Annotated in this window: 21 protein-coding genes; 8 read left to right on the top strand and 13 right to left on the bottom strand. The window is 53.2% G+C overall.

All coding sequences use genetic code 11. From position 1 onward, the window contains the following. Window positions 1–8 precede the first annotated feature (8 nt). The 8 genes from bioD to KFE80_06930 all read left to right on the top strand — a co-directional run bounded on the left by bioD (window position 9) and on the right by KFE80_06930 (window position 4,750). The gene (gene bioD / locus KFE80_06965) at window positions 9–689 is read left to right on the top strand and encodes a dethiobiotin synthase (protein UTW44151.1); all 681 of its coding nucleotides are present in this window, start codon (window positions 9–11) and stop codon (window positions 687–689) included. A gap of 56 nt (window positions 690–745) precedes the next feature. After that, window positions 746–934 (top strand): DUF3094 family protein, encoded by a 189-nt coding sequence (locus KFE80_06960; protein UTW46662.1) that lies wholly within the window; start codon window positions 746–748, stop codon window positions 932–934. A 72-nt stretch (window positions 935–1,006) separates the two neighbouring features. Next, entirely contained in the window at window positions 1,007–1,675 is a 669-nt protein-coding gene (locus KFE80_06955) for a glutathione S-transferase family protein (protein UTW44150.1), read from the top strand. A gap of 53 nt (window positions 1,676–1,728) precedes the next feature. Further along, window positions 1,729–2,172, top strand: a complete 444-nt coding sequence (locus KFE80_06950) for a hypothetical protein (GenBank protein ID UTW44149.1) — start codon at window positions 1,729–1,731, stop codon at window positions 2,170–2,172. Next, the gene (locus tag KFE80_06945) at window positions 2,165–2,647 is read left to right on the top strand and encodes a hypothetical protein (GenBank protein UTW44148.1); all 483 of its coding nucleotides are present in this window, start codon (window positions 2,165–2,167) and stop codon (window positions 2,645–2,647) included. Before KFE80_06950 ends, KFE80_06945 begins: the two co-directional genes overlap by 8 nt. Before the next feature lie 94 nt (window positions 2,648–2,741). Beyond that, window positions 2,742–3,584 carry a sterol desaturase family protein gene (locus tag KFE80_06940; protein UTW44147.1) on the top strand — a complete coding sequence of 281 codons (843 nt, stop codon included), beginning with the start codon at window positions 2,742–2,744 and terminating at the stop codon, window positions 3,582–3,584. Continuing rightward, on the top strand, window positions 3,577–4,116 hold the full coding sequence (locus tag KFE80_06935) for a rhodanese-like domain-containing protein (GenBank protein UTW44146.1): 540 nt from the start codon (window positions 3,577–3,579) through the stop codon (window positions 4,114–4,116). The genes KFE80_06940 and KFE80_06935 overlap by 8 nt, the downstream gene beginning before the upstream one ends. Window positions 4,117–4,336: 220 nt before the next feature. After that, window positions 4,337–4,750 carry a rhodanese-like domain-containing protein gene (locus KFE80_06930; protein ID UTW44145.1) on the top strand — a complete coding sequence of 138 codons (414 nt, stop codon included), beginning with the start codon at window positions 4,337–4,339 and terminating at the stop codon, window positions 4,748–4,750. On the opposite strand, the gene KFE80_06925 is transcribed toward KFE80_06930, so the two are convergent. The 13 genes from KFE80_06925 to KFE80_06865 are packed head-to-tail and all read right to left on the bottom strand — an operon-like array spanning window position 4,740 to window position 19,259. Beyond that, a complete protein-coding gene (locus KFE80_06925) occupies window positions 4,740–6,149 on the bottom strand; it encodes a M48 family metalloprotease (GenBank protein UTW44144.1) in 1,410 nt (469 codons plus the stop codon). The two genes, KFE80_06930 and KFE80_06925, sit on opposite strands and share 11 nt — an antisense overlap. Continuing rightward, complete coding sequence (locus KFE80_06920; GenBank protein UTW46661.1) at window positions 6,142–6,792, bottom strand: hypothetical protein; 651 nt, start codon at window positions 6,790–6,792, stop codon at window positions 6,142–6,144. The genes KFE80_06925 and KFE80_06920 overlap by 8 nt, the downstream gene beginning before the upstream one ends. A 29-nt stretch (window positions 6,793–6,821) precedes the next feature. After that, window positions 6,822–7,490 (bottom strand): hypothetical protein, encoded by a 669-nt coding sequence (locus tag KFE80_06915; GenBank protein ID UTW44143.1) that lies wholly within the window; start codon window positions 7,488–7,490, stop codon window positions 6,822–6,824. Window positions 7,491–7,549: 59 nt separating this feature from the next. Beyond that, window positions 7,550–8,530: a VWA domain-containing protein gene (locus KFE80_06910; GenBank protein ID UTW44142.1), complete on the bottom strand. Its 981-nt coding sequence runs from the start codon at window positions 8,528–8,530 to the stop codon at window positions 7,550–7,552. Between the two features lie 14 nt (window positions 8,531–8,544). Further along, window positions 8,545–9,612, bottom strand: a complete 1,068-nt coding sequence (locus KFE80_06905) for a VWA domain-containing protein (GenBank protein UTW44141.1) — start codon at window positions 9,610–9,612, stop codon at window positions 8,545–8,547. A gap of 5 nt (window positions 9,613–9,617) precedes the next feature. Further along, on the bottom strand, window positions 9,618–10,895 hold the full coding sequence (locus KFE80_06900; GenBank protein ID UTW44140.1) for a hypothetical protein: 1,278 nt from the start codon (window positions 10,893–10,895) through the stop codon (window positions 9,618–9,620). 32 nt (window positions 10,896–10,927) lie between these two features. Next, the gene (locus KFE80_06895) at window positions 10,928–11,725 is read right to left on the bottom strand and encodes a MotA/TolQ/ExbB proton channel family protein (protein UTW44139.1); all 798 of its coding nucleotides are present in this window, start codon (window positions 11,723–11,725) and stop codon (window positions 10,928–10,930) included. Between the two features lie 21 nt (window positions 11,726–11,746). Continuing rightward, window positions 11,747–11,956: a hypothetical protein gene (locus tag KFE80_06890; protein ID UTW44138.1), complete on the bottom strand. Its 210-nt coding sequence runs from the start codon at window positions 11,954–11,956 to the stop codon at window positions 11,747–11,749. A gap of 27 nt (window positions 11,957–11,983) precedes the next feature. Continuing rightward, window positions 11,984–14,047 (bottom strand): PEGA domain-containing protein, encoded by a 2,064-nt coding sequence (locus tag KFE80_06885; protein UTW44137.1) that lies wholly within the window; start codon window positions 14,045–14,047, stop codon window positions 11,984–11,986. Between the two features lies 1 nt (window position 14,048). Beyond that, window positions 14,049–15,554 (bottom strand): hypothetical protein, encoded by a 1,506-nt coding sequence (locus tag KFE80_06880; protein UTW44136.1) that lies wholly within the window; start codon window positions 15,552–15,554, stop codon window positions 14,049–14,051. Further along, window positions 15,551–16,720: a hypothetical protein gene (locus KFE80_06875; GenBank protein UTW44135.1), complete on the bottom strand. Its 1,170-nt coding sequence runs from the start codon at window positions 16,718–16,720 to the stop codon at window positions 15,551–15,553. Before KFE80_06875 ends, KFE80_06880 begins: the two co-directional genes overlap by 4 nt. Window positions 16,721–16,744: 24 nt before the next feature. Continuing rightward, window positions 16,745–17,992, bottom strand: a complete 1,248-nt coding sequence (locus tag KFE80_06870) for a hypothetical protein (protein ID UTW44134.1) — start codon at window positions 17,990–17,992, stop codon at window positions 16,745–16,747. Window positions 17,993–18,005: 13 nt separating this feature from the next. Next, on the bottom strand, window positions 18,006–19,259 hold the full coding sequence (locus tag KFE80_06865) for a hypothetical protein (GenBank protein UTW44133.1): 1,254 nt from the start codon (window positions 19,257–19,259) through the stop codon (window positions 18,006–18,008). Window positions 19,260–19,492: the final 233 nt, after the last annotated feature.

Below are 19,492 nucleotides of genomic sequence, written 5' to 3'. Positions count from 1 at the left end.
ACAGCACTATGAAAAAAACCTTTTTTATCACCGGCACGGATACCGATGTTGGCAAAACCCAGATTGCTGCAGGTCTGCTTGCTGCTGCTCGCCAAAAAGGCTTGAGCACAGTCGCTGTGAAGCCAGTAGCGGCAGGTTGTGAGCAAACCGCCGAAGGGCTGCGCAATGGCGATGCTCTGTTGCTGCAACAACAATCTACGCTGCAACTGCCTTATCAGCAGGTGAATCCGGTCGCTCTGGAGCCCGCGATAGCGCCGCACATTGCTGCCCAGCAAAAAGGGCAGCGCCTGCAGGCGGACCGGGTTGCCGGTTTTTGCCGTGGGGTCTTAATGCAGGGCGCAGACTTTACGGTGATTGAAGGCGCGGGCGGTTGGCGAGTACCCCTGAACCAACGAGAGACCTTTGCCGACATTCCCCGGCAACTGCAAACACCGGTGATACTGGTGGTGGCCATGAAGCTGGGCTGCATTAACCACGCTTTGTTGACTGCTGAAGCCATCCGCCGCGACGGTTTGCAACTTGCGGGTTGGGTGGCAAACCGTACTCAGGCATCTATGGATTGTTTTGAGGAAAATTTGCAAACCCTGCAACAGCAACTACCTGCGCCATTGTTGGGAACGGTGCCTTTTCTCGATTCACCCACGCCGGAGAACATTGGCCAGTACCTGGATATTGAGCCACTGCTGTAACTGCTGTAGTGTGGACTGCCATAGTTGTAAGCCCGATTGGTAAATACTTGAATATCATGCGAAGCGAAGACGAACTCTACCCCGAAGACCTTGAGCGGGTGCGCAAAGTCACCTCAAGCGGCATTCATTCTGTGAAGCGCCAGCCATTTCGGTTCTGGCGATTACTGCTGGCGGTTTGGTTGGTCATTCTGTTTATGAGTGGCCTTAGCTGGTTGATTTCAAAACAGGTTGGCCTGTTGGTTTAACCATAAGGATTTTATCTTCCCGGTTTTGTTCTATGCTTCTTTCCTGTGGGAAACGGAAACTTGGAGCAGTCAATGAACCACAAAACAAAACCACTTCTGGTTATCGGTAATAAAAATTACTCATCCTGGTCACTGAGGCCGTGGTTGGCTATTCGTAAAGCAGGGGTTGAATTTGACCTCAAACGCCTGCCTTTGGACACCGAAGAGTTTGCCCGGGAAATTGGCCGCTATTCTCCCGCTCGAAAAGTACCGGTGTTGATTGATGGTGCTCACAGGGTTTGGGACTCTCTCGCTATCTGCGAATACATTAATGAATCCATGGCAGAAGGCCAGCTTTGGCCAGCAGACTGTGCTGATCGGGGCCGTGCCCGAGCTATCAGTGCAGAAATGCATTCCGGCTTCCCGCACTTGCGCAATGCTATGCCAATGAACGTTCGTGCTACCGGTCGCAAGGTGCCGATGACACCAGAGTTGGAAAGCGATATCGCCAGAGTAAGTACCATTTGGGCAGAGTGCCGCCAAAAATACGGTCACAGTGGCCCCTGGCTATTTGGCCACTTTACTATTGCCGATGCAATGTATGCACCGGTGGTGCTGCGCTTTTACACCTATGGCGTCAACCTTGATGGCGAGCCTGGCGAATATATGCGGCATGTGTTGAATGACGCGGATATTAAATCGTGGGTGAAAGATGGAGAGGCGGAAACTGAAGTGGTTGAGGCGGACGAAGCTGGGGAATAGCTGCTCTTTTTAAGAGTATTCATAGTCCTTCTTAAATAAATATAGGTTTTGTGATGAGAATATATTTACTTTTTACTAAATTTTTTATGCTTGTGGCGTTCCTTGCTGTTTCAGGTTGTATTTCAAATCAGAATTCTTATAAATTTCCCGATGCTAAGTTTGATGCTAATTCAAAAATTTTTGTTGTCAAAAATCCTGATGATAAAAAAGACTTGTCAGAAATTTTGGCCGAAAGCTTTAGGGCTAGAGGATTTTCTGTAGAGTTAGGTAGTATCCAAGGTGTTCCAGAATACTCAGATGTGCTTGTGGAGTATGATGTTCAATGGTGGTGGGATGTTGGGTGGTATATAACTGATTTTCAAGTAACTTTACTTGATTTGCATAGTGACAACTTGCTACTTTATGCTTCTTCGAATAGATCGTCTCTAGCCAGAAAGTCACCTAGATATGTTGTTGATGAGGTCGTTGCTAAGGTAATGGAAGAGTTTGATGATTAGTTTCTTTGACAAAAAGATAAGTTTATTAATCTTTTCTTTTTTGTGTTTGATTTTTTGCGGTTGTACATCGCCTAACTATGTTAAAGATTCTGTTGATCAAGATTCTATATCCGCTTTGAGGATGAGCTGTAAGAAGCCTTATGAACTAACTCAAGATTGCTCTAGTTTTTTTGGCGCCAAAAGAAAAATAAGGATTCGTGATGTTGATGTTAAAATTTCTGGTAATGATGGCGGGACTATCGTTTTTTTGATGAGTGCGAAATCTAAAAATATTAAAGGTAGTTCAAATTTAAAAATTAACATTGCCTACGAGCTAGTTAAAAGAGAACTGATAAAAAATGATGTAACAATTATTCGAGTAAGGCCTGTCCAGGATATAGGTTTTTTGATCGGTTATGTGATTGAGGCCGATTCTAATGCATATGCTATCTTAAAAGAGCTTTCGATAGATAAAACTAAAAAAAGTAAGTTTTAGGTTTAGGGTCTTTGAGAAGTTGATTTTTTACGAGAAAAAGAACGAGTATATAGATCTGCTGTCTATTAACAACAAATCATAGAAGTAGTTCTCAATGTCTTTCCTCGAAACCAACGAAACCGCCATTCGCCTCAGTATTTTTGCTGGTGTATTTATACTGATGGCTGTGCTGGAGGCGGTATTTCCCCGCAAGCAACGCACTTTGCCTCGCCCTGGCCGTTGGTTGACTAATTGGCTGCTGGTTATTGTCGATTCCTTGGTTTTACGGTTTGCCCTACCTTTTTTGGCGGTCGGTATGGCTATTGTTGCCGCGCAAAAAGGCTGGGGCTTGTTGAATGTGATCTCGCTGCCATGGTGGCTAGAACTAACCCTGGCGGTGATTGTCCTGGATTTGCTGATTTATGTTCAGCATGTGCTGTCCCATAAAGTACCGCTGTTATGGCGGCTGCACCGGGTACATCATGTAGACCGGGATATTGATGTCACCACTGGCGCCCGTTTTCATCCGCTGGAAATTCTATTTTCCATGTTCTACAAGTTTGCCTGCGTAATTTTGCTGGGTGCTCCGGCAGTGGCAGTGATTCTGTTTGAGGTGATTCTCAATGGTGCTGCCATGTTTAACCACGCCAATGTGCGTTTGCCCCTGAAATTGGATTCGGTTGTGCGCCGTTTGGTGGTTACCCCGGATATGCATCGGGTACACCATTCGATTATTCCCCGTGAAACCGACAGCAATTACGGCTTTTTTCTGTCCATTTGGGATCGCCTGTTCGGCACCTATATCCCTCAACCTCGCGATGGTCATCAGGGCATGACCATTGGCCTTGCGTCTTGGCAGGATCGACGTCCCGCCTCATTGTGGTGGTGTTTGGCATTGCCTTTTTTTCAGCCTTCCCGTTCTTCACAAAAGTCTTCTGAGGTAACGGCCCATGAGTAAAACCCATTACTTTTTATTTGCCGCTGTAGTTGTTGGGTTGGTGATTGCAGTAGTGCTTGAAAAACGCCCGAGCCTGGAAAAAATTCATCAAAAAATTATCGCGGATTATGACAAGGTTGCCCACTTGTCAGGGGCACAATTTGAAAACCTGAATCGGGATGAGCTGGTGGTATTCGATGTTCGCGAAGAGGATGAATATCAGGTGAGCCATATCGATGGTGCGGTATTGGTGGAGCCGGGTATTTCTCCGCAGGAGTTTATGCGTTTGCACGGCGATCAATTGGCGGGCAAAACAGCGGTATTTTACTGTTCTGTGGGGCGCCGTTCTTCAGCACTGGTCTCTCAATTGGAACAGGCGGTTCCGCAGCTCGACAACGCCTATAACCTGGTTGGCGGCTTGTTCCAATGGCATAACGAAAAGCGGGATCTGGTAGATGATTACGAGGATCACACCAACGCTATTCACCCCTATAATCGTTATTGGGGACAGTTGATTAAAGACAAAGACAAGATTCAATTTGAGGCAGAGTAAATTTTCAGATTCCAGCGCTCAAAAATTGTCATCCCCGCGACAAATCTTTGATTTGGGCAACCGTAAGGTTGAGGCGCAAGCCGTACAACGCGGGGATCCATGTTTAAGCTGCCACTACAGTCTGTAAATACCGAGGTATACGGATTCCCGCCTGCGCGGGAATGACGGTGTAGAGCTAATAACGAGACAAATTTTTACTCGCAAACACAGAGAAATCACTATGTTTAAAATCATCCAAAAAAGCTGCCTGGCACTGGCGCTGATGTTTGGCGTTGGTGCCAATGCTGATGTTACTGTAGGAAAATTAAAAGATGGCATTCGCCATGTAAACGCTGCGCAGGCTGGGCAAGTGGTGCAGCAGTATCCGGATGTGGTGGTGTTGGATATTCGCACACCAAAAGAATTTAATGACGCGCACATTGCTGGAGCATTAAATATCGATTACTACGCCAGCGACTACAAACAGAATCTGGCAAAGCTTGATAAAGACACCACGTATTTATTGCACTGCCGATCTGGTGTCCGCAGTGGCCGCTCCCTGAAATTATTCAGGGAGCTCGGTTTTAAAAATGTGATTCACTTGGATGGTGGCATCAAAGCCTGGCGTTCAGGGGGGCTGCCTCTTAACGAATGATCTTTATCCATTCGCCAGGTTTGGGCTCTCCACGGGATGGGTAGCCATTGATAATGCGCAATTCCTGTTCGCCAAACTCGCCCAGTTGTAAAAACTGGGCCAACTTTTTAAAGGTAACCCCTTCTTTGGCTTTAACATAACTGAGGGCTTGGGTTTTTCCAGTTCGGAAGGCCCGAGCCGACAGTGGACGGAAGCTGTTAATGACTTTTAGAAAGTGCTCATCACCGGTTTTGGCATCACCACCTTCCAGCACATCGCCGCGGAACACATAGGCGTAACGGCTGTAGTAGATCACCGCTATACGCTGCTCTTTGCCATCTTCTGTGGTGATAAACCCACGGCTGCCATTGAGGTTGCCCTGGGTAAAATCTTCGGCTTTTTTCAGTTGATGGCCAAGTTTGTTTTGGATGTACATGCGCGGTGTGTCGTTGGTGCGCCCTTGGGCCTCAATCGTCATTTGGTAAAGCTGTTCTGCATCCTGGCCGCTGAAGGTTCTGTCTTGGCCAGTAAACTGCCAATCTTCCGGATGGTCGAAACGGAATTTGAGTTTGCGCTCGATAAAGCGATCTTTGCGCGGTGGTGGCTCGCGAAAATTGGTGCCCCAGGGCAAGCCACTGGTGGCAATGCGAAACGGCACTACGTTGGCGTCGGCGTCGGTTTGATCTTCAGATAGTTTTCCCGCTTCAGCAACCACTTCCAGCAGGCGTTTGTCGTTGCGTGGGTGAGTAGCGAACAGCCCATGATAAGACTGAGTTTGGCGGCCGGTGGCGCGGGCTTTGCGCTTTTCCAGGTTCTCGTTGTCTTTGAGTAGGGAAATCACTTCGATCATGGCTTGCGGCGGGTAGCCAGCGCGGAACAGAAATTTGGCGCCCAGTTGATCCGCCTCCAGTTCCATATCCCGGCCATAGCCACGCACCACTGTCGCGCCCCACAAGGAGCTGGCTTCGGCCACATCAGAGCTGCGGGTGATAGCACCGAGGATGCCGGAAACAATGTTGCTGGTGTTGGCTGTGCGTTGCTGCCGTGCGGAATGCCGACCAGTAATGTGACCAACCTCATGGGCCAGCACTGCCGCCAGTTGCGCCTCGCTGGTCATGTAGGTAATCAGGCCCCGGTTGATGTATACGTAGCCGCCGGGAGTGGCAAAGGCGTTAATGTTGGGGCTATCGATAACGGTAAAGGTGTACTCTTCGTCTGGGCGATCTGAGGCGGCCACAATGCGCTGGCCTACCTTATTCACGTAGTCTACCAATTTTGTGTCTTCGTAAATCGGGCTCTCCGCCAGAGTTTGGTCGTAAATTTCCTTGCCGATGCGGGCGTCTTTTTTCGACCAGGCCTGACTGCTGGTGGCAAATACCAGCAGGCTGGCAGCAAGCAATACAGAACAGGGTTTATTCATTCACTTCACCGTCAAAAAAGGTCGCCAGCTGGTTGCCCATGCCTTCGCAGGCTTCGCTTTGCACCTGAGCGATAAAGGGTACCGGGGCGACAACGGCTACCAGGTAAGAGGTGCCTTCGGTATCCACCCGTACTCGGCCTTTTTCTTCCATTTCCTGGATGTCCCAGATAATCGCTTCGTAAGAGGAAAGTCTGTCCCAGGTGGCGAAGCCAAAACAGCCGCCCCCTGCCGGGCTGAGTGTGCAGCTGAGAGAGCCATTACTGTCGGTGGTTTCCGTGTTGCCATCTACCCAAACCATGTAACGCACACCCATGGCGGCTATCTGGTTGGCGATTTGTTCGTCGCCCATCAATACTTGCATACGGCGCAGTTTCAGTGGTGCGGTGCGTGGTTCAAACCAGGGGTAGAGTTGGTTCAGGAATTCCGGTTCTTCGATGATGTCGGCATCGACTTTGCGATTAAGGCGCTTGCCGATGCAACTGATAAGGCCGGGTTCGGTTTCATGATCGCCAAGATGGCGGCGACCCAGAATGACCATTTTCTCGTTGTCGCCCAAGGTGATATCGCGCACGCCGCTCTCACGGTATTCGTCGATGGTTGTGGTGGTAGAGCAGGCGCTGATGGCCAGCGTGGCTGCAGCCATGGCCAGTGCGTAGAGGGTGGATTTTACGGTCATGTTTGGCCCTCACTGGTACTTGTATTGGTATTGGGGGAGGTTGCCTCCTGGGCGGGAGCATCGCTGTCAGCGCCTGCCTTACCCGCCTGGCGAATCAGCCAGCCCTGTACTTCGGGTACGCGCACAAAGCCGGTGGCCATGCGTGCGCCGGCATCACGAAGGGCAACCACGCTGGCGAGGTTGAGTGCGGTCGCTTTTGATTTCAGGGTAGCGGTGGGAGTTTTTCCATAGCAGGTCATCAGCCAGTCAGCGATGGAGTTACCTTCGCTGTCGAAGACCTGCATGTTGTATTTAATCCAGACTTCATAGACTTTCAGGCGGTTATCTTTGGGGGTGGCGATTTGCACCTCTTCCACTTTGGGAATAATCACCATGTCTTGGCCGTCGACGCTTTCTTTGGATTCCAGAGTGGTGCTGTTGGCAAACATGCCCTGGAACAAGTTGTCGTACATGCGGGTTTGTGCGTCGCCCAAATTGATTTCAATTTTATCGCGAGTGAATGTGTATTCACTAAAATCCTGGTCGAAAACCACGCCGACTTTATAGGGGATTTCCTTGGTCAGCGGAGTGGGGTAGTCGCCTTTTACAAACACATTGGTGGAACAGGCTGGCAGCAGGAATAACCCCAGCAAGGGCAGCAGTTTTTTGAGTTTTTGTATTGCCATAGCGATCTATTTCCTGAGGGCACTATACAAGTGTAGTTCACCCTGTTTGTAACAAGCCTTTAATTAAGGCCATTGAGCCCCACAAAGGTTCCTCCATTGCGGTAACTCATCTCGCGCATCAAGTTGGCGAAACGCACCGCCGATGCGGAAACACCGCCGCGTCCGACCATGTGTACCGGGAAGCCCACAGCGTGTATACGCACCAGGCGCTCGCCGTTGCGTTGCGCGTTAAGGCGGTCAACGACATCGAGGACGCGCCGTACTGACTGGCCCTGATAGTCGTCGCCAAATACGTAAATACTGATTTTTTTGTCCCGGTCGTAAAATGAGCGAATCGCTCGTTGAATGCCTTCTACCGGGCTGGAATTACTGAACGGTGTCCAGGTGGCCAGCCGTTGCACAATGGCGCGGCGGCGGGTTGGGGTATCTTCGATCCAGCGGTTTCTGAAACTGGTAAACATATAGCCGCCCTGGTCATTCATTACCTGAATGCCTTTTACCTGGGGGTAGATGTTGAGGATATTAATCATTTCCCGGCGCACCCGATTCCAGGCGGTTTGCATACTGCCGGAGGTATCCACCACAAAAATCACGTATTCGCTGTCTACTGGAATGCCGCCCACGGTATCGTCGGTACGTTTGTGATCCTGGCCCAGCAAGCGTTGCATTTCCTCGGTGAGAATTTGCAGGGCCAGGGTTAATTCCTCTTGTTCGGTGGTATCTACCTGGGCCACGGCCTTGCGTTGTTTCTCCACGCTGGCCAACTGTTCCTGAAGGCGGGCGATTTTTACCCGCAAATTTGATAATTGTTCTTCCCGGGATTTCAGTTGGCGGTTGAGTACGGTGGTTTCGCCGCGAATTTCAAATAACTCCTTTTGCAAATCTTTGAACGAGCCGTCCAGGTCCACCGATTCTTCAAAGGCGGTGCTCTCCACAGTTTTGGCGATTAACAGCAGCAGCACGATAGCGCCAAAGCCACAGCTGATCACATCCAGGAAGGAGATGTTCATTTCGGCGACGGAATTGCGTTTTTTCTTCATAACGATTCTCCCGATTAAGGCCAGTCTTTCGACGGGCTCATAAACGAACCCTGGGTGGCCAGCGCCAGGCGCCAGAATGCAGCGGCAGCAGTGGGGTCGCCTTCAAAGGGGAACAGCACCACATTCACCGGCAAATTGTTGGGCAGGGCTTCCAAAGCGCGGCTGAACAGGCGTTCCCGGTCGCGGCCGGTAATGGTGGCGCGCCGCGGTGCTGAATCGCCCTGGGTGGGCAGACCGTCGGTAATCAGAAACAGGTTGTCCGGCCGTGGTTCTAGCTGGTTGATGGACTGAAAGGCATTAACCAGGCTGGTGCCGTCACCGGGTACCACATCACCGAGGTTGGTGAACAGCTGATCCAGTTCTTCGGCATCGGCCACGCTGGCGTAATCGCTGTTTTCCAGTTCCACCATGGTGTTGGTGGTGGTGTTAAAAGTAACTACCTGGACTTGAGTTGATGGGGGCATCTGCGACACCAACCACTCCACAGTTTTCACCGCTCGCTGCCATTTGTCGGCACGTTTTTTCACCTCATCGCTCTGGTTGCGACGGATGACGGTGTTGACGATGTCTTCCGCCAGCATACTGGCGGAGGCATCCAGAAGGATCAGTACGTTGCGGCCGCCGAGCTTGAGGCCGGTGAGGTACTGGCGGTCGCCCTGGCCCACAAATTGTCGGGTGTCTGAATCACGGGATTGCTCTTCCAGTGTGGAAATTTCTTCTTCCAGTTCTTCCACCTGTTTGCGCAGGGTGGCCACTTCCTGTTCCGGGTCTTTCTGGGCGCTGAGTTCCCGTTGTAGCTGTTTAATGCGCTCGACAATACGTTCTGAGAGGCCCTGGGCGTCGTCGGTGTTGTCTTCCACGTCAGCCAGTGAATTGCGCAGTATCACCAGATCTTCTTTGCCCTGGCGGATGTCTTCCTGCAGCAGCTTTACTTCTGCGGCAATGTTGGGGTCGGCAGTGGTAATGGTGGTGGGGTCGTGTTTGAGAATCAGAAACAGCAGGGTTACGGCACCAAAGCCACAGGCCATGATATCGAGGAACGACAGGCTGAATGGGCTAAAGCCGCGTTTCTTTCTGGCCATTGGCGCTACCCTTCAGCCACGACAATCAGTTGCAGGCGCTGCTGCTGCCATTCGATCACCGCGCCAGCCTGCAATGAATCAGGGGCGCTCAAGCTGACCCCGGAAACGGTTTGTATCTGTAACTGTGAGCCGCGGTTATCCAGTACCACTTCGGCCTGGTCACTGTCGCAGGCTTCGATACCTGCTGCGGTGTTGCGCAGGCCCAGCTGTCGGCCTAAGGGCAGTGCACGATGGCCCACCAGCAGGTGGCTTGGAGAAACCGCACTGACGGCCGCTGGTGGCGCATCCGCGGTGGTGCTTGCCTCAAGGGTTAGTGCGGATACAAAACCCAGAGAGTCGCTGTCGGTACAAATCTGTGAGCGGTTGTTCAGACAGCCCTGTAGCACTGCGCTGGCAGGGAGTACCCGGTGATCGCCCAACTGTTGCGGCAGGCCCAGTATGTGCGCCGCGCGATGGCTCAGGTACAGGCTTTCGCCATTGAGTCGCTGTGCCTCCACCGCTTGCCGCAGTTGCTTTAATCGAGGCTGCGCGCAGGCCAACAGGTCGTCGCGCATCAGGTTCAGGTGGAAGTCGCCCTTGGGGGTATCGAGGGAAACAGCAATCTGTGGCTCCTCACGGGCAGTAGCCAGCCATTGGGGCAGTTGGTCGTACAGTTGTTGTTCACCTGAGGCGGTGTGCAGCGGGTCGTAGCGGTACTGGCGGATGAACTGGTCGGCCACATAGTGAGCCCAGTGATCCAGCAGCTGCTTCATGCCCAGGTTGCTCACTGCTTCCAGGCCAGTGCTGTGTAATTCACCATGGTTATCCAATCGGGTAATCAGAGACTGGTGCTGCTGGATATCCAGATGGAGAGCAGAGCCACTGGGCGGTTGTGTGCTGACCGCTGCCACGGCGCTATCTACCAGTCCGATGGCACTGAAGGGAAGTGGCTTTACCAGGCCCAAAAGCAGCCCCAGTTGTTCGCGGTTAAAGCTGCCGGGTACCGCCAGAATCACTTGTTGGGGTTCGCCGCTGTCGCGATACAGTTGCTGCAGCTGGGCGTAAGCAAGATCCGCGTGGTGGCGGGCACTGTTGTTGTGCACGGCCAGTGGCGATAAGTTGAGCTGATGCCAGTATTGCTGAAAGCTCTGTTGCGGGTTGAGCCAGGCTTTGTTGCGCGCCTCTTCGCCGGTAATAATGCGGCCGTCTGCCAACAGCGCAAATCCAGGGCTGTATTGCCAGCTTTCGGCGTTGTTGCCGTGGCCGATGGCGCTGTCATTGAGGTCGAATACTGCCAGTGTCATGTGGGGTGCCGCCTTGTTTGATTAGCCCGGTTTTAATCGGTTTTCAGGTGGCGCAGCAGTTTGCTGTCCACGTAGCTGTGGGTGTCCAGTACCAGGCGTTCCTGCAGCAGCTGCAGTTGGTGCACCAGAAACATCACCACGATGCTGATTACCAGGGCGATCAGGGTGGAGTTGAAGGCAACACCCAGGGCAGCGGTAACACCGGCGATATCCCCTTGTACGGCCTTGTCCGCCTGGCCCAGTGCTTCACCGATACCGCGCACGGTGCCGATAAACCCAATGGAGGGAATGGCCCAGGCGATGTAGCGGATCATGGAGAGCTCCGAATCCAGTCGATCAGATTCTTTGTCGCAGGTCTCGTTGCTGACATCTGATACCCCCTGGATATTGCGGGTGGTGCTGAAGCGTTGCAGGGCGGCGGTGAGCAGGCGCGGTAGCAAATAGTCTTGCTGTTCGTTAGGCAGAGCCTGAATCGGCCGAACCAGCTGGCGTGCGTCTTCCGGTAAGATCCGTGTGCCTTCATCCACTTGGATCAGTTTTAGTTGCAACAGGCTGCGTTCGCTTATTGACCGACGCGCTTTGTAGCCCATAATCGCCATGGCCCAGAACATCAGGATAAAACAGGCTTCCTGCTCGAAATCCTTGATCACCACGTACAGCGAACGCTCTGCCACCACCACTTCACCAGCCGCTTCTCGCTCCAGTTGGCGCTCCATAATGGCGTCTGCGTTGGGTCGAATCAGCGCCACGTAAATGGCGTGTACCACAATCAGTGACAGAATCAGGGCAAATATCTGAAAAATAAATTCTCTTGAGGCTTGTTGTCTCATGGGATCGAATCGCCTGTGGGGTTAAATATCGGTGGGGAAAGGAACGGAAAAGTCTTCGGACAACTCTTCGGTGGGTTTAAAAATCACCGGCTTTTCTTTTTTGTCGTCGTCTTTTTTGGCGGTTTGTTCCTGCTGATCTTGTTTTTCTTTGGGTTTTTCGTCCGGCTGCTCGGCAGCCATAACCGGCATTGCCAATGCGCTTGCGACGAATAAATGCAAAATGGTTTTCATGGCCAGTGCCTTTTTTAAAATCGGTGGTTATTCAACGTAACGGGCGATGCGGAAACCCACATCGTCACGGGGTTCGTTGCCGTAATCCCGGAACGACAGGCGCAGTTCGGTGATGCTGCTGTGGCGCCAGCTGGAACCGCGAATAACATGAAATTCGCCACTTTCCGGGCCAGTGGGGTCAACCACTTTTTTGCCGCCCAAACTGATTTCAATGCCGTAGTAATCGTTAACCCATTCCGCCGCATTGCCGCTGAGGTCATAAATGCCATTGTGGTTGGCGGAGAAACGGCCAATCGGAGCGGTTACCGGGTGACTGTCGTTGTAGCCTTTGACCACACTGGCAACGATTTTCGCCGCTGAATTATCGGCGAAGTTGCCGGAGCCGCCAGCGGGAGGGTAGGTGTTGCCCCAGCTGTATTTCAGCGGGTAGTTGCCGGTGTGTCGGGCAACCCAGGCCCACTCTGCTTCGGTGGGCAGTCGGTAACCGGTGGCTTTGGGATTAATGCCAGTGACTTTGTTGTCTTTGGTTTGATAAAACAGCGGCAGGCCCTGTTTGGCGCTGAGCCAGTTGCAGTACAGTGCTGCTTGCTCCCAGCTGACATTAACCACCGGTTGTTTGGTGCTGGACAGGGTTACCCCTCCGGTTTGGCGGGAGAAGTGCGAGGAGTCAAACGCCATAAAGTCTTTGTTGGTGACTTCGTGAGTGGCCAGGTAAAAAGGCCGTTTGAGGATCACCTGGCGCTGAACTTCGTTAGCTCTGCGCCCCGGCTCGCGGCGGGATGCGCCCATGGCGAGCAGGCCTTCTGGGCGAAACAGTTTCAAGGTCTGGCCCAAGTCGGTTTTGATTTCTGTGGGGGTCGCCGCCCAGCGGGCTTCGGTTTCGGTGAGCAGCTTGAACTGCATTAGCTGTTCTATGCCTGGGCGGGGCGTGAAACTGCGGGTTTGGCTGGCGTAGCCTTTGCGGCGCACTTCAATACGGTGAGGTTTGGCCGGCAGCGGAAAGCTGTCACCGCCTTTACCGCGCAGTTTGCCGTTGATATAGACCTGAGCGTCGCCAGGAGTGGTGGAGACTTGCAGGGTTCCAGTTTCCGGTTTCAACGATACAGACAATCGCTTTTCGTTACCGGAGGGAATGGTGACTGAGCGACGGCTGGTCAGGTAGCCTTCAAGGAACAGGGACAAATTGTGTTTGGCATCTGGTTGTAATTCCAGCTCCAGCGGGGTCTGGCCGCGAAAGGTACCGTTGACGGTAACGGTGGCACCCGCCGGGCTGCTGCTGAGGCGCAACAGGCCGTCGACTTTATCCAGTTGAACAGTGTCCACGGCCAATACTTCACCGGCTTCCACTTGCAGCTTTTTGTGCCAGGATTTGTGCCCGGGCAGCTGTAGCTTTACCTCTTCACCCCAGGTCAGCAGTTCTGTGGACAATGGGGTCACACCGCGTTTTTCGCCGGAAACAAATACGTCAGCCCCGGCGGGCTCGGAAGTGATTTGCAGGTCGCCCCAGGCGGGGTCGAGTTGGGCTTGCAGGTCCTGGGTTTTATCCAGGCCAGTGATATCCACTGTGAGCGAGCGGGCGAAGTGGCGCGGCGCTTCCAGTTGAATCTGATGTTCCCCGGCAGGCAAATCGCTGAGCAGGGCAGGGGTGGTACCCGCAGGTTCGCCATTCAAGGTAATGGTGGCGCCCTGTGGTTGGCTATTGAGTTGCAAATGACCGGGTTTTTTCTCTAAAACCAGTGCAAAGCGCTGATTGTCGTCGCCGGTGACTTCAATGTCTTGCTCTAACGGGAAATACCCTTCGGCGGTTGCCCGAACCGGGTAGGTGCCAGGGCGAATCAGGTAGCTGTCTGACACCTGAAAAAGTAAAGAGGCATCGATTTCCACTTCGACACCGCCGGGTTCGGTATCAAAAAACACCGCCCGCGCAGTGAGTAGAAACCACAGGGCAACGCCGGCCACCAGCAGGGCAACAGCAATGGCAATGGCCACCGGGTGAACCCGCTTGCGGCGCACAATAGGGCCATCGAGCGGGGTAAATTCGGTGGGTGCAATGGTCTGCTGTGATGTGTGGGGTGAAGGGTTGTCGGCCACGTTAGATGATGTCCTTGCACTTGATGATAATGGGGCCGCTGGGAGCGGTGCCAGTAATGGTAAATTCGATGCGTACATCACGGTAGCCTTTACGGCTGCCGGTTGCCACGTAACGGCCGGGTTTGAGTTTTAAGGTCTTGGTGCTGAAGCTGCCCAACTCGCCCACCCGAAACAAGGTGACTTTGGTGGCGTTGTCCGATTGCAGTTCCACTGGCCACGGAGTGGCGGCCTTGATAAGTGCGGTTTGCAGTGAGGCAATTTGCCGGTTGAGCCTGGGGCCCCGTGCGTCGATGCCGCGGGCCTGCTGGAGTAATTGAGTGGCGTCCTGATAGACATTAGAGCTGGTCAGTCGCATGGAATTGTCGATCAGGTTTTGCAAATTCTCATCCAATTCCGCACGCACGCTGCTGCGAATCTGTCCGGAACGGGCTTCTACCACGGAGCTGTCTTTGTTCAGCACCTGGTTGTACAGGGTTTCCGCCGCTTGCCAGTTTTCTTCCTGTTCCCGCTGCGCGGCCACTGATAATTGCTGTTGCAGGGTTTTTCGGGTTTGGCGGTTTTTCGCTTGAGTCAGGCCGCGTTGGGCTTCACTGCTGCTGGGGCGCAGTGCCAGGGCCTGTTTAAAGGCGTTGCTGGCGTTGCTCAGCATGCCGTTTTCCAGGTGACTGTAGCCCCGGCTCAAGGCACTGATGTAATCCCGTTCGAGAATTTGCTGGCGTAGATCCGCCAGAGTTTGTTGGGCACCGCGGTGCTTGCTATCCAGTGCCAGGGCGCTGTTGACGTGTTCTACTGCCTGATCCAGCTCGCCGTTTTCCCAGGCCAGTTGAGCTTTAGCCAGAGTTTCCAAAACTGTGTCCAGAGTGGCAGCGCGCGCCAGGCCAGTGCTGGCAGAGTTGTTGCCTGGTTCAATGGCCAGAGCCAGCTGGAAATTTTCCTGGGCGACATTGGCATCGCCACTGTCGATGGCGTGCATACCCTGTTCCAATGCGTTAGCCAGGGTACTTTCGACTTGTTGTTCCAGTTCCGTCAAGGTGGCCAGCGCATCCTGATAGCCTGTCAGGGCGTCATCGAACAGTCGCTCGCGAAATGCGACGTCGGCTTCCGCAGCGCGATCGGTGGCTTGTTGGTAACGCTCCGCAGCCCACAATTCCACCGATTTGCTCTGCAGGAATTTCTGCGATTCCAGCAATTTGGCGAGAATATCCTGGGCATTGCGGCGGGCTTGCGCCAGCTGGGCTTCCTGGAACGGTGATTCCAGAACCTGAGGCGCAGCAGAGGGTTTGCTGGCCTCGGCCTGCTGTTCCTCGGGCAGCTCGATTTTGCGGTCAGACACCAGTTCGGGTAACACAAAAATCACCGCCAGGGCCAGCAAACCGGTGACCGCCAGACCCACAAACACCAGCGGCTTGGGCCGGGATTGTGAGTCGTCGTTGGCGACGGCGGGTTGGGGCTGGGTTAGGGGAATGTCTTTCGGTTGTATGGGGTCAGTAGGCGATTGTTGGCTCATTCCAGTCCACGTTCTTGTTCATAGATTTGTTGCAGGAGTTTTTTCCACTCCTCGTATTGGGTTTCAACATTACCAGTCAGGGTAATGGTGCGGTCTTCCAGGTCAATCACCTGTGGTTCTATATCGACTTCCAGGGAGGAGCCCAGTTCCACCAGGGCGTCCACATGGGTTTGTGCTTCCTGGCGCCGACCCAGTGCGTCTTTGAGCAATACACCGCCAGCCCCTGCTGCTACCAGGCCGCCAAGTTGGCTGGAGCCGTTGTCGCTGCCAGCGGCGAGTATGCCGCCGACGATGGCGAGGCCGCCGATAATGCCGCGATTAATGGAACTTTTGCGCAGCTTTTCGATGGCAATAATGTCGTCGTAGCTGGTGGCGCGCCAGTCCTGATAGGGTTTGTTCATACGCTTGGAAAACGTTTGGTAGTGCTCTTGCATGGTGTCGATATACAGGTAATCCCGTTCGCGAATAGGCCTTACGCGCTGCAAAATGGAGTCATTTTCTGCGGGCAGTGACGCCACCGTCAGTTGGCCGTTTTTGTCTTCTGCTATATGGCGGTCAAAGGCTTGCGGAGAGAAATCGCGGGCAAAGCGCAGCTCGGATATGGTGCGCAATTCGGCGCTGCGACTTTCTGGCAGTTGTTCGTGAAAACGCATCAGGTCGTTGGCGATACGGTTAAACACGCCCTGAAATGGGTCTCGCCCCCGTTGGCGGCGTTCGTAGGCGTATTTGCCCACGGTTTCAGAATAGGTTTCGGTGTACCAGTGGCGGCCGCTGCTGTCGCTGACACGCACTTCCAATTCCAGAGTTTTGCCGTTGGATTCGAGGATGGTGCCCTCTACATAGACGTCGGTAACGGTGGTGGTGCCGGGAATCACTCGCACTGCGCCCCAAGCGGCGCTGTTCTGCACAGTCAGGCTGATTTGGTGGGCGAGAAACTGACTTTCTGCCTTGCGCAGGTCTGGCAGCAAGGTTTCATTTTCATCGGCTTTGTCGAGGCCTGGGTCCAGGGGAACAATGCCCACGTCCAACAGCTCACGCGTGGACTCAGCGTTGATGTTTTGCTGTTCCAGAGGTGTGTAGGAGGTGGTGGTCACCAGGTTGGTATTACAGGCGCTGAGCAGTAGGGCCAGCGCCAGGCAACCGGGAGTTGTCAGCCATTTCATCATGGTGTTTGCCTTGTTTTGAATGCGTTATTTGCCTTGCTTGTAACGGCGGTATTCTTCCCAAAGTTTTTCCCTGAGCTCTGGGTCCTGCTCGTTTTGAGCGGCTTCGCGAATCTGGCGGGCGACAATGTCGTCGTCGCGGCCATCGGGGATGTCATCGGGGATGGCAGCGTTGTTGCCTGCTTGACCACGGCCACCACCGCCGCCTTGGCTCTGATTCTGTGGTGTATTCTGCTCGGCGCCGGGGAACTGGGGTGATTCTGACTCGGCTTGTTGTTGGCCGCCTGCACCGGCTTGGCCTTCGCCTTCGCTGAGATCGCCTTCTTCAAACAGTCCTTCGGCACCTCCGGTGTATTCTTCACTGCCTTCGCCCTCAAATTCGCCAGGCTTGCCTTGGGCATTCACTCGCTCCGAGAGAATCATGCCATCGAAAACACCGATGGAAGCTTCCAGGGCGGCGTCCAGATCGCCCAGGGTTTCACTGCCGGTACGTGCGGTGCTGGTGCCTGGCAACGTGGGGATGCTGGGGAAGCCAACACCGGGTGTGGTGCCGGGAATACCGATAATATCGATCAAATCTTGCAAAATGGCGACTTGTTCTACAGTGATGGTAACCGGTACACCGTTGTTGCCATTCTCGCCAGAGCGCTCTGCCGCTTCCACACTGGCTTCAAGGTCGGCGAGAATGTCCAATAATGCTTGTTCCCCTGCGGGATCCAGTTCGCCGTTTTCCACGCTGACACGAATGTCACCCAATACGTCTTGGTATTGTTCAATGCGCGCCTGTTCTTGTGGACTGTTTTCAGGGTTGTTTGCTGCTCGCTCCAAACTGGCATCGATATCCGCGAGCACATCCAGCAGCTCTTCGTGGGTGGCTTCGGCACCATCGCCGCTGGGCTGGGCATCCAGGTCGGGAATTTCTTCGGACTGGCGGGATTCGGAGCCAGTGCGGGCACCAAAGATTTCTTCCGCGGTTTCCGGAGAGTTACTGTCGTTTTGTTGTTCGCGGCTCTGACGAGAGCTCTGCTGCGCGGATTCGGGCCCGGAGCGGCTGGAGCTTGGGAAAGAGGGCGGTGCTCCGCTGGGCTGTGATGGGCTCGACGGGCTGGAGCTGGGCGAGCTTGGCGATGACGGTTGTGAAGGCGGTGAGCTAGAAGATGGCGAGCTCGGCGGTTGTGGCAGCTGGCTGCTGCTCTGCGGGTTTTGAGTCTGGCAGCCCGCTATTGCCGCACTCAGTGCAACTGTTAAGGCCAGTAGGTTGTGTCTTTTCATCATCAGTTGCTCGTGCTTATTCAATCAGTCTTAAATTATATGTGTAGCCTTCGTAGGCTACCGGTTCACCGTCTTCATATCGCGGCCGAAATCGGGTTTTCTTGATAATACGCACCGCCCGCTGAGCGGATTTTTTGTCGTCTTCAGGCAGGGTACGCAGTACTTTGATTTTTCGTGCCCGGCCAGTGCGATCTATAGTCATGGTTGTTTCCACCAGTGCACCAGTATTGTGCGGGCCACTGGAGAAGTTTGGCAGGCTGTCAGGAGTGCCTAAAATCAGTTCCATACCCTCTGTATCGTTGTGCTCCTCCAGTACGCGCCAAGCTTTGCGATAGCTGTCTTTTGCCGATGTGGGGCGACTGTAAATATTGAACCAATTACCAAGTTCTACCAGAGCTTTGGCACGTTCCCTATGCGGGGCTTCTGAATCGTTAAGGATATCGACAATACGCTGATAGGCATTGCGGCCAATCACATAGGAATCCATCAAAATGTGTTCCTGACTATCGTAATTGCGACCGCTTGTGGCGGTAACTGACCTCAACGCACGCGCCTCTCTGTCAGCGTTAAAACTGCCACCTTCAGAGGGGTCAAAACTTTTGTAACGCCTGAAATGCTGATTCATTTGCCAGGAACTGAATGCAGAGCCTCGCAACAGCTCAATCATATTGTTGGCAAACTGCATGGGGTTTTGTTCGGCGATTGCCAGTGCGGAGTTGGTAATTGATATGGACAGTGTCAGGTAGCCAATAGAGTCACGAGCCTGGTTGTCAATATAGGCCTGCCGGTGCCATCCGGCCATTTCTTCAAGCAAAGGCAGTAATTCCGGTGCAGAGGGGCCGTAGTGGGAAGAATACAACCCGGTCAGTTGAGTATAGGCTTGGCTGACCAGGGGTAAATCTTGAAGTTGCTCGTAGCTCTCGATCATGGAGCGCAGGGCAGGTTCTTGATTGATACTGTAGATGCCGTGATTAACCCGGGAAATGTGCATGGAGTGTTGCAGTGTGCCAATGGCTTCTTCGTGTTTGCCTTCTTGTTGCAGTGCCTTACCAAGCCCGAGTAAGGATTCAGAAATCACTTCGCCATAGGCACCGTGCTCTGCTTCCTGATCCTCAATGACTGCACGCAGTTTGTCGACTTCCCAAGATATGGTCGGATCTGTGCTGTTGTCGTGAGAAGCCTCTCCCTCCTGATTCTCAGTGGAAGGTAGGGTAGTTGCCGGAGCGTCGGCAACAGCTAGGGTCAGTAATAGGGCTGTTTGCAGTAACATAATTTTCGGTGCCGTATCAATACTAACAACTTAGAACTAGCAACCGTGGTATGGTTCCGACCACAGGTCTTTTCTACTTCATTTCCAAAAAGGATAGAAGTAATTGGTGCGCACTGTTCATGTGAACGAGTCATACAAACACACCGGCTTGTCACTTCCCTTAACATCGCCATAACGCCATTAATAGCGGCTGGTTGACCGGGTGTAAAATTGGATCTGGCAATACTAATAAT

It is taken from the genome of bacterium SCSIO 12696 (assembly GCA_024397955.1).
Taxonomy (GTDB): Bacteria; Pseudomonadota; Gammaproteobacteria; order Pseudomonadales; family Porticoccaceae; genus SCSIO-12696.
Note: the sequence above shows the minus strand (reverse complement) of the source record. Positions and strands in the feature narration are given on the sequence as shown.

Excerpts from the sequence above, each read along its gene's own strand:
- KFE80_06875 (UTW44135.1), bottom strand. The coding sequence starts at position 16,720 with ATGATGAAATGGCTGACAACTCCCGGTTGCCTGGCGCTGGCCCTACTG.
- KFE80_06870 (UTW44134.1), bottom strand. The coding sequence starts at position 17,992 with ATGATGAAAAGACACAACCTACTGGCCTTAACAGTTGCACTGAGTGCG.
- KFE80_06935 (UTW44146.1), top strand. The coding sequence starts at position 3,577 with ATGAGTAAAACCCATTACTTTTTATTTGCCGCTGTAGTTGTTGGGTTG.
- KFE80_06915 (UTW44143.1), bottom strand. The coding sequence starts at position 7,490 with ATGGCAATACAAAAACTCAAAAAACTGCTGCCCTTGCTGGGGTTATTC.
- KFE80_06925 (UTW44144.1), bottom strand. The coding sequence starts at position 6,149 with ATGAATAAACCCTGTTCTGTATTGCTTGCTGCCAGCCTGCTGGTATTT.
- KFE80_06895 (UTW44139.1), bottom strand. The coding sequence starts at position 11,725 with ATGAGACAACAAGCCTCAAGAGAATTTATTTTTCAGATATTTGCCCTG.
- KFE80_06940 (UTW44147.1), top strand. The coding sequence starts at position 2,742 with ATGTCTTTCCTCGAAACCAACGAAACCGCCATTCGCCTCAGTATTTTT.
- KFE80_06910 (UTW44142.1), bottom strand. The coding sequence starts at position 8,530 with ATGAAGAAAAAACGCAATTCCGTCGCCGAAATGAACATCTCCTTCCTG.
- KFE80_06905 (UTW44141.1), bottom strand. The coding sequence starts at position 9,612 with ATGGCCAGAAAGAAACGCGGCTTTAGCCCATTCAGCCTGTCGTTCCTC.
- KFE80_06930 (UTW44145.1), top strand. The coding sequence starts at position 4,337 with ATGTTTAAAATCATCCAAAAAAGCTGCCTGGCACTGGCGCTGATGTTT.
- KFE80_06945 (UTW44148.1), top strand. The coding sequence starts at position 2,165 with ATGATTAGTTTCTTTGACAAAAAGATAAGTTTATTAATCTTTTCTTTT.
- KFE80_06955 (UTW44150.1), top strand. The coding sequence starts at position 1,007 with ATGAACCACAAAACAAAACCACTTCTGGTTATCGGTAATAAAAATTAC.
- KFE80_06920 (UTW46661.1), bottom strand. The coding sequence starts at position 6,792 with ATGGCTGCAGCCACGCTGGCCATCAGCGCCTGCTCTACCACCACAACC.
- KFE80_06865 (UTW44133.1), bottom strand. The coding sequence starts at position 19,259 with ATGTTACTGCAAACAGCCCTATTACTGACCCTAGCTGTTGCCGACGCT.
- KFE80_06880 (UTW44136.1), bottom strand. The coding sequence starts at position 15,554 with ATGAGCCAACAATCGCCTACTGACCCCATACAACCGAAAGACATTCCC.
- KFE80_06900 (UTW44140.1), bottom strand. The coding sequence starts at position 10,895 with ATGACACTGGCAGTATTCGACCTCAATGACAGCGCCATCGGCCACGGC.
- KFE80_06890 (UTW44138.1), bottom strand. The coding sequence starts at position 11,956 with ATGAAAACCATTTTGCATTTATTCGTCGCAAGCGCATTGGCAATGCCG.
- KFE80_06950 (UTW44149.1), top strand. The coding sequence starts at position 1,729 with ATGAGAATATATTTACTTTTTACTAAATTTTTTATGCTTGTGGCGTTC.
- bioD (UTW44151.1), top strand. The coding sequence starts at position 9 with ATGAAAAAAACCTTTTTTATCACCGGCACGGATACCGATGTTGGCAAA.
- KFE80_06960 (UTW46662.1), top strand. The coding sequence starts at position 746 with ATGCGAAGCGAAGACGAACTCTACCCCGAAGACCTTGAGCGGGTGCGC.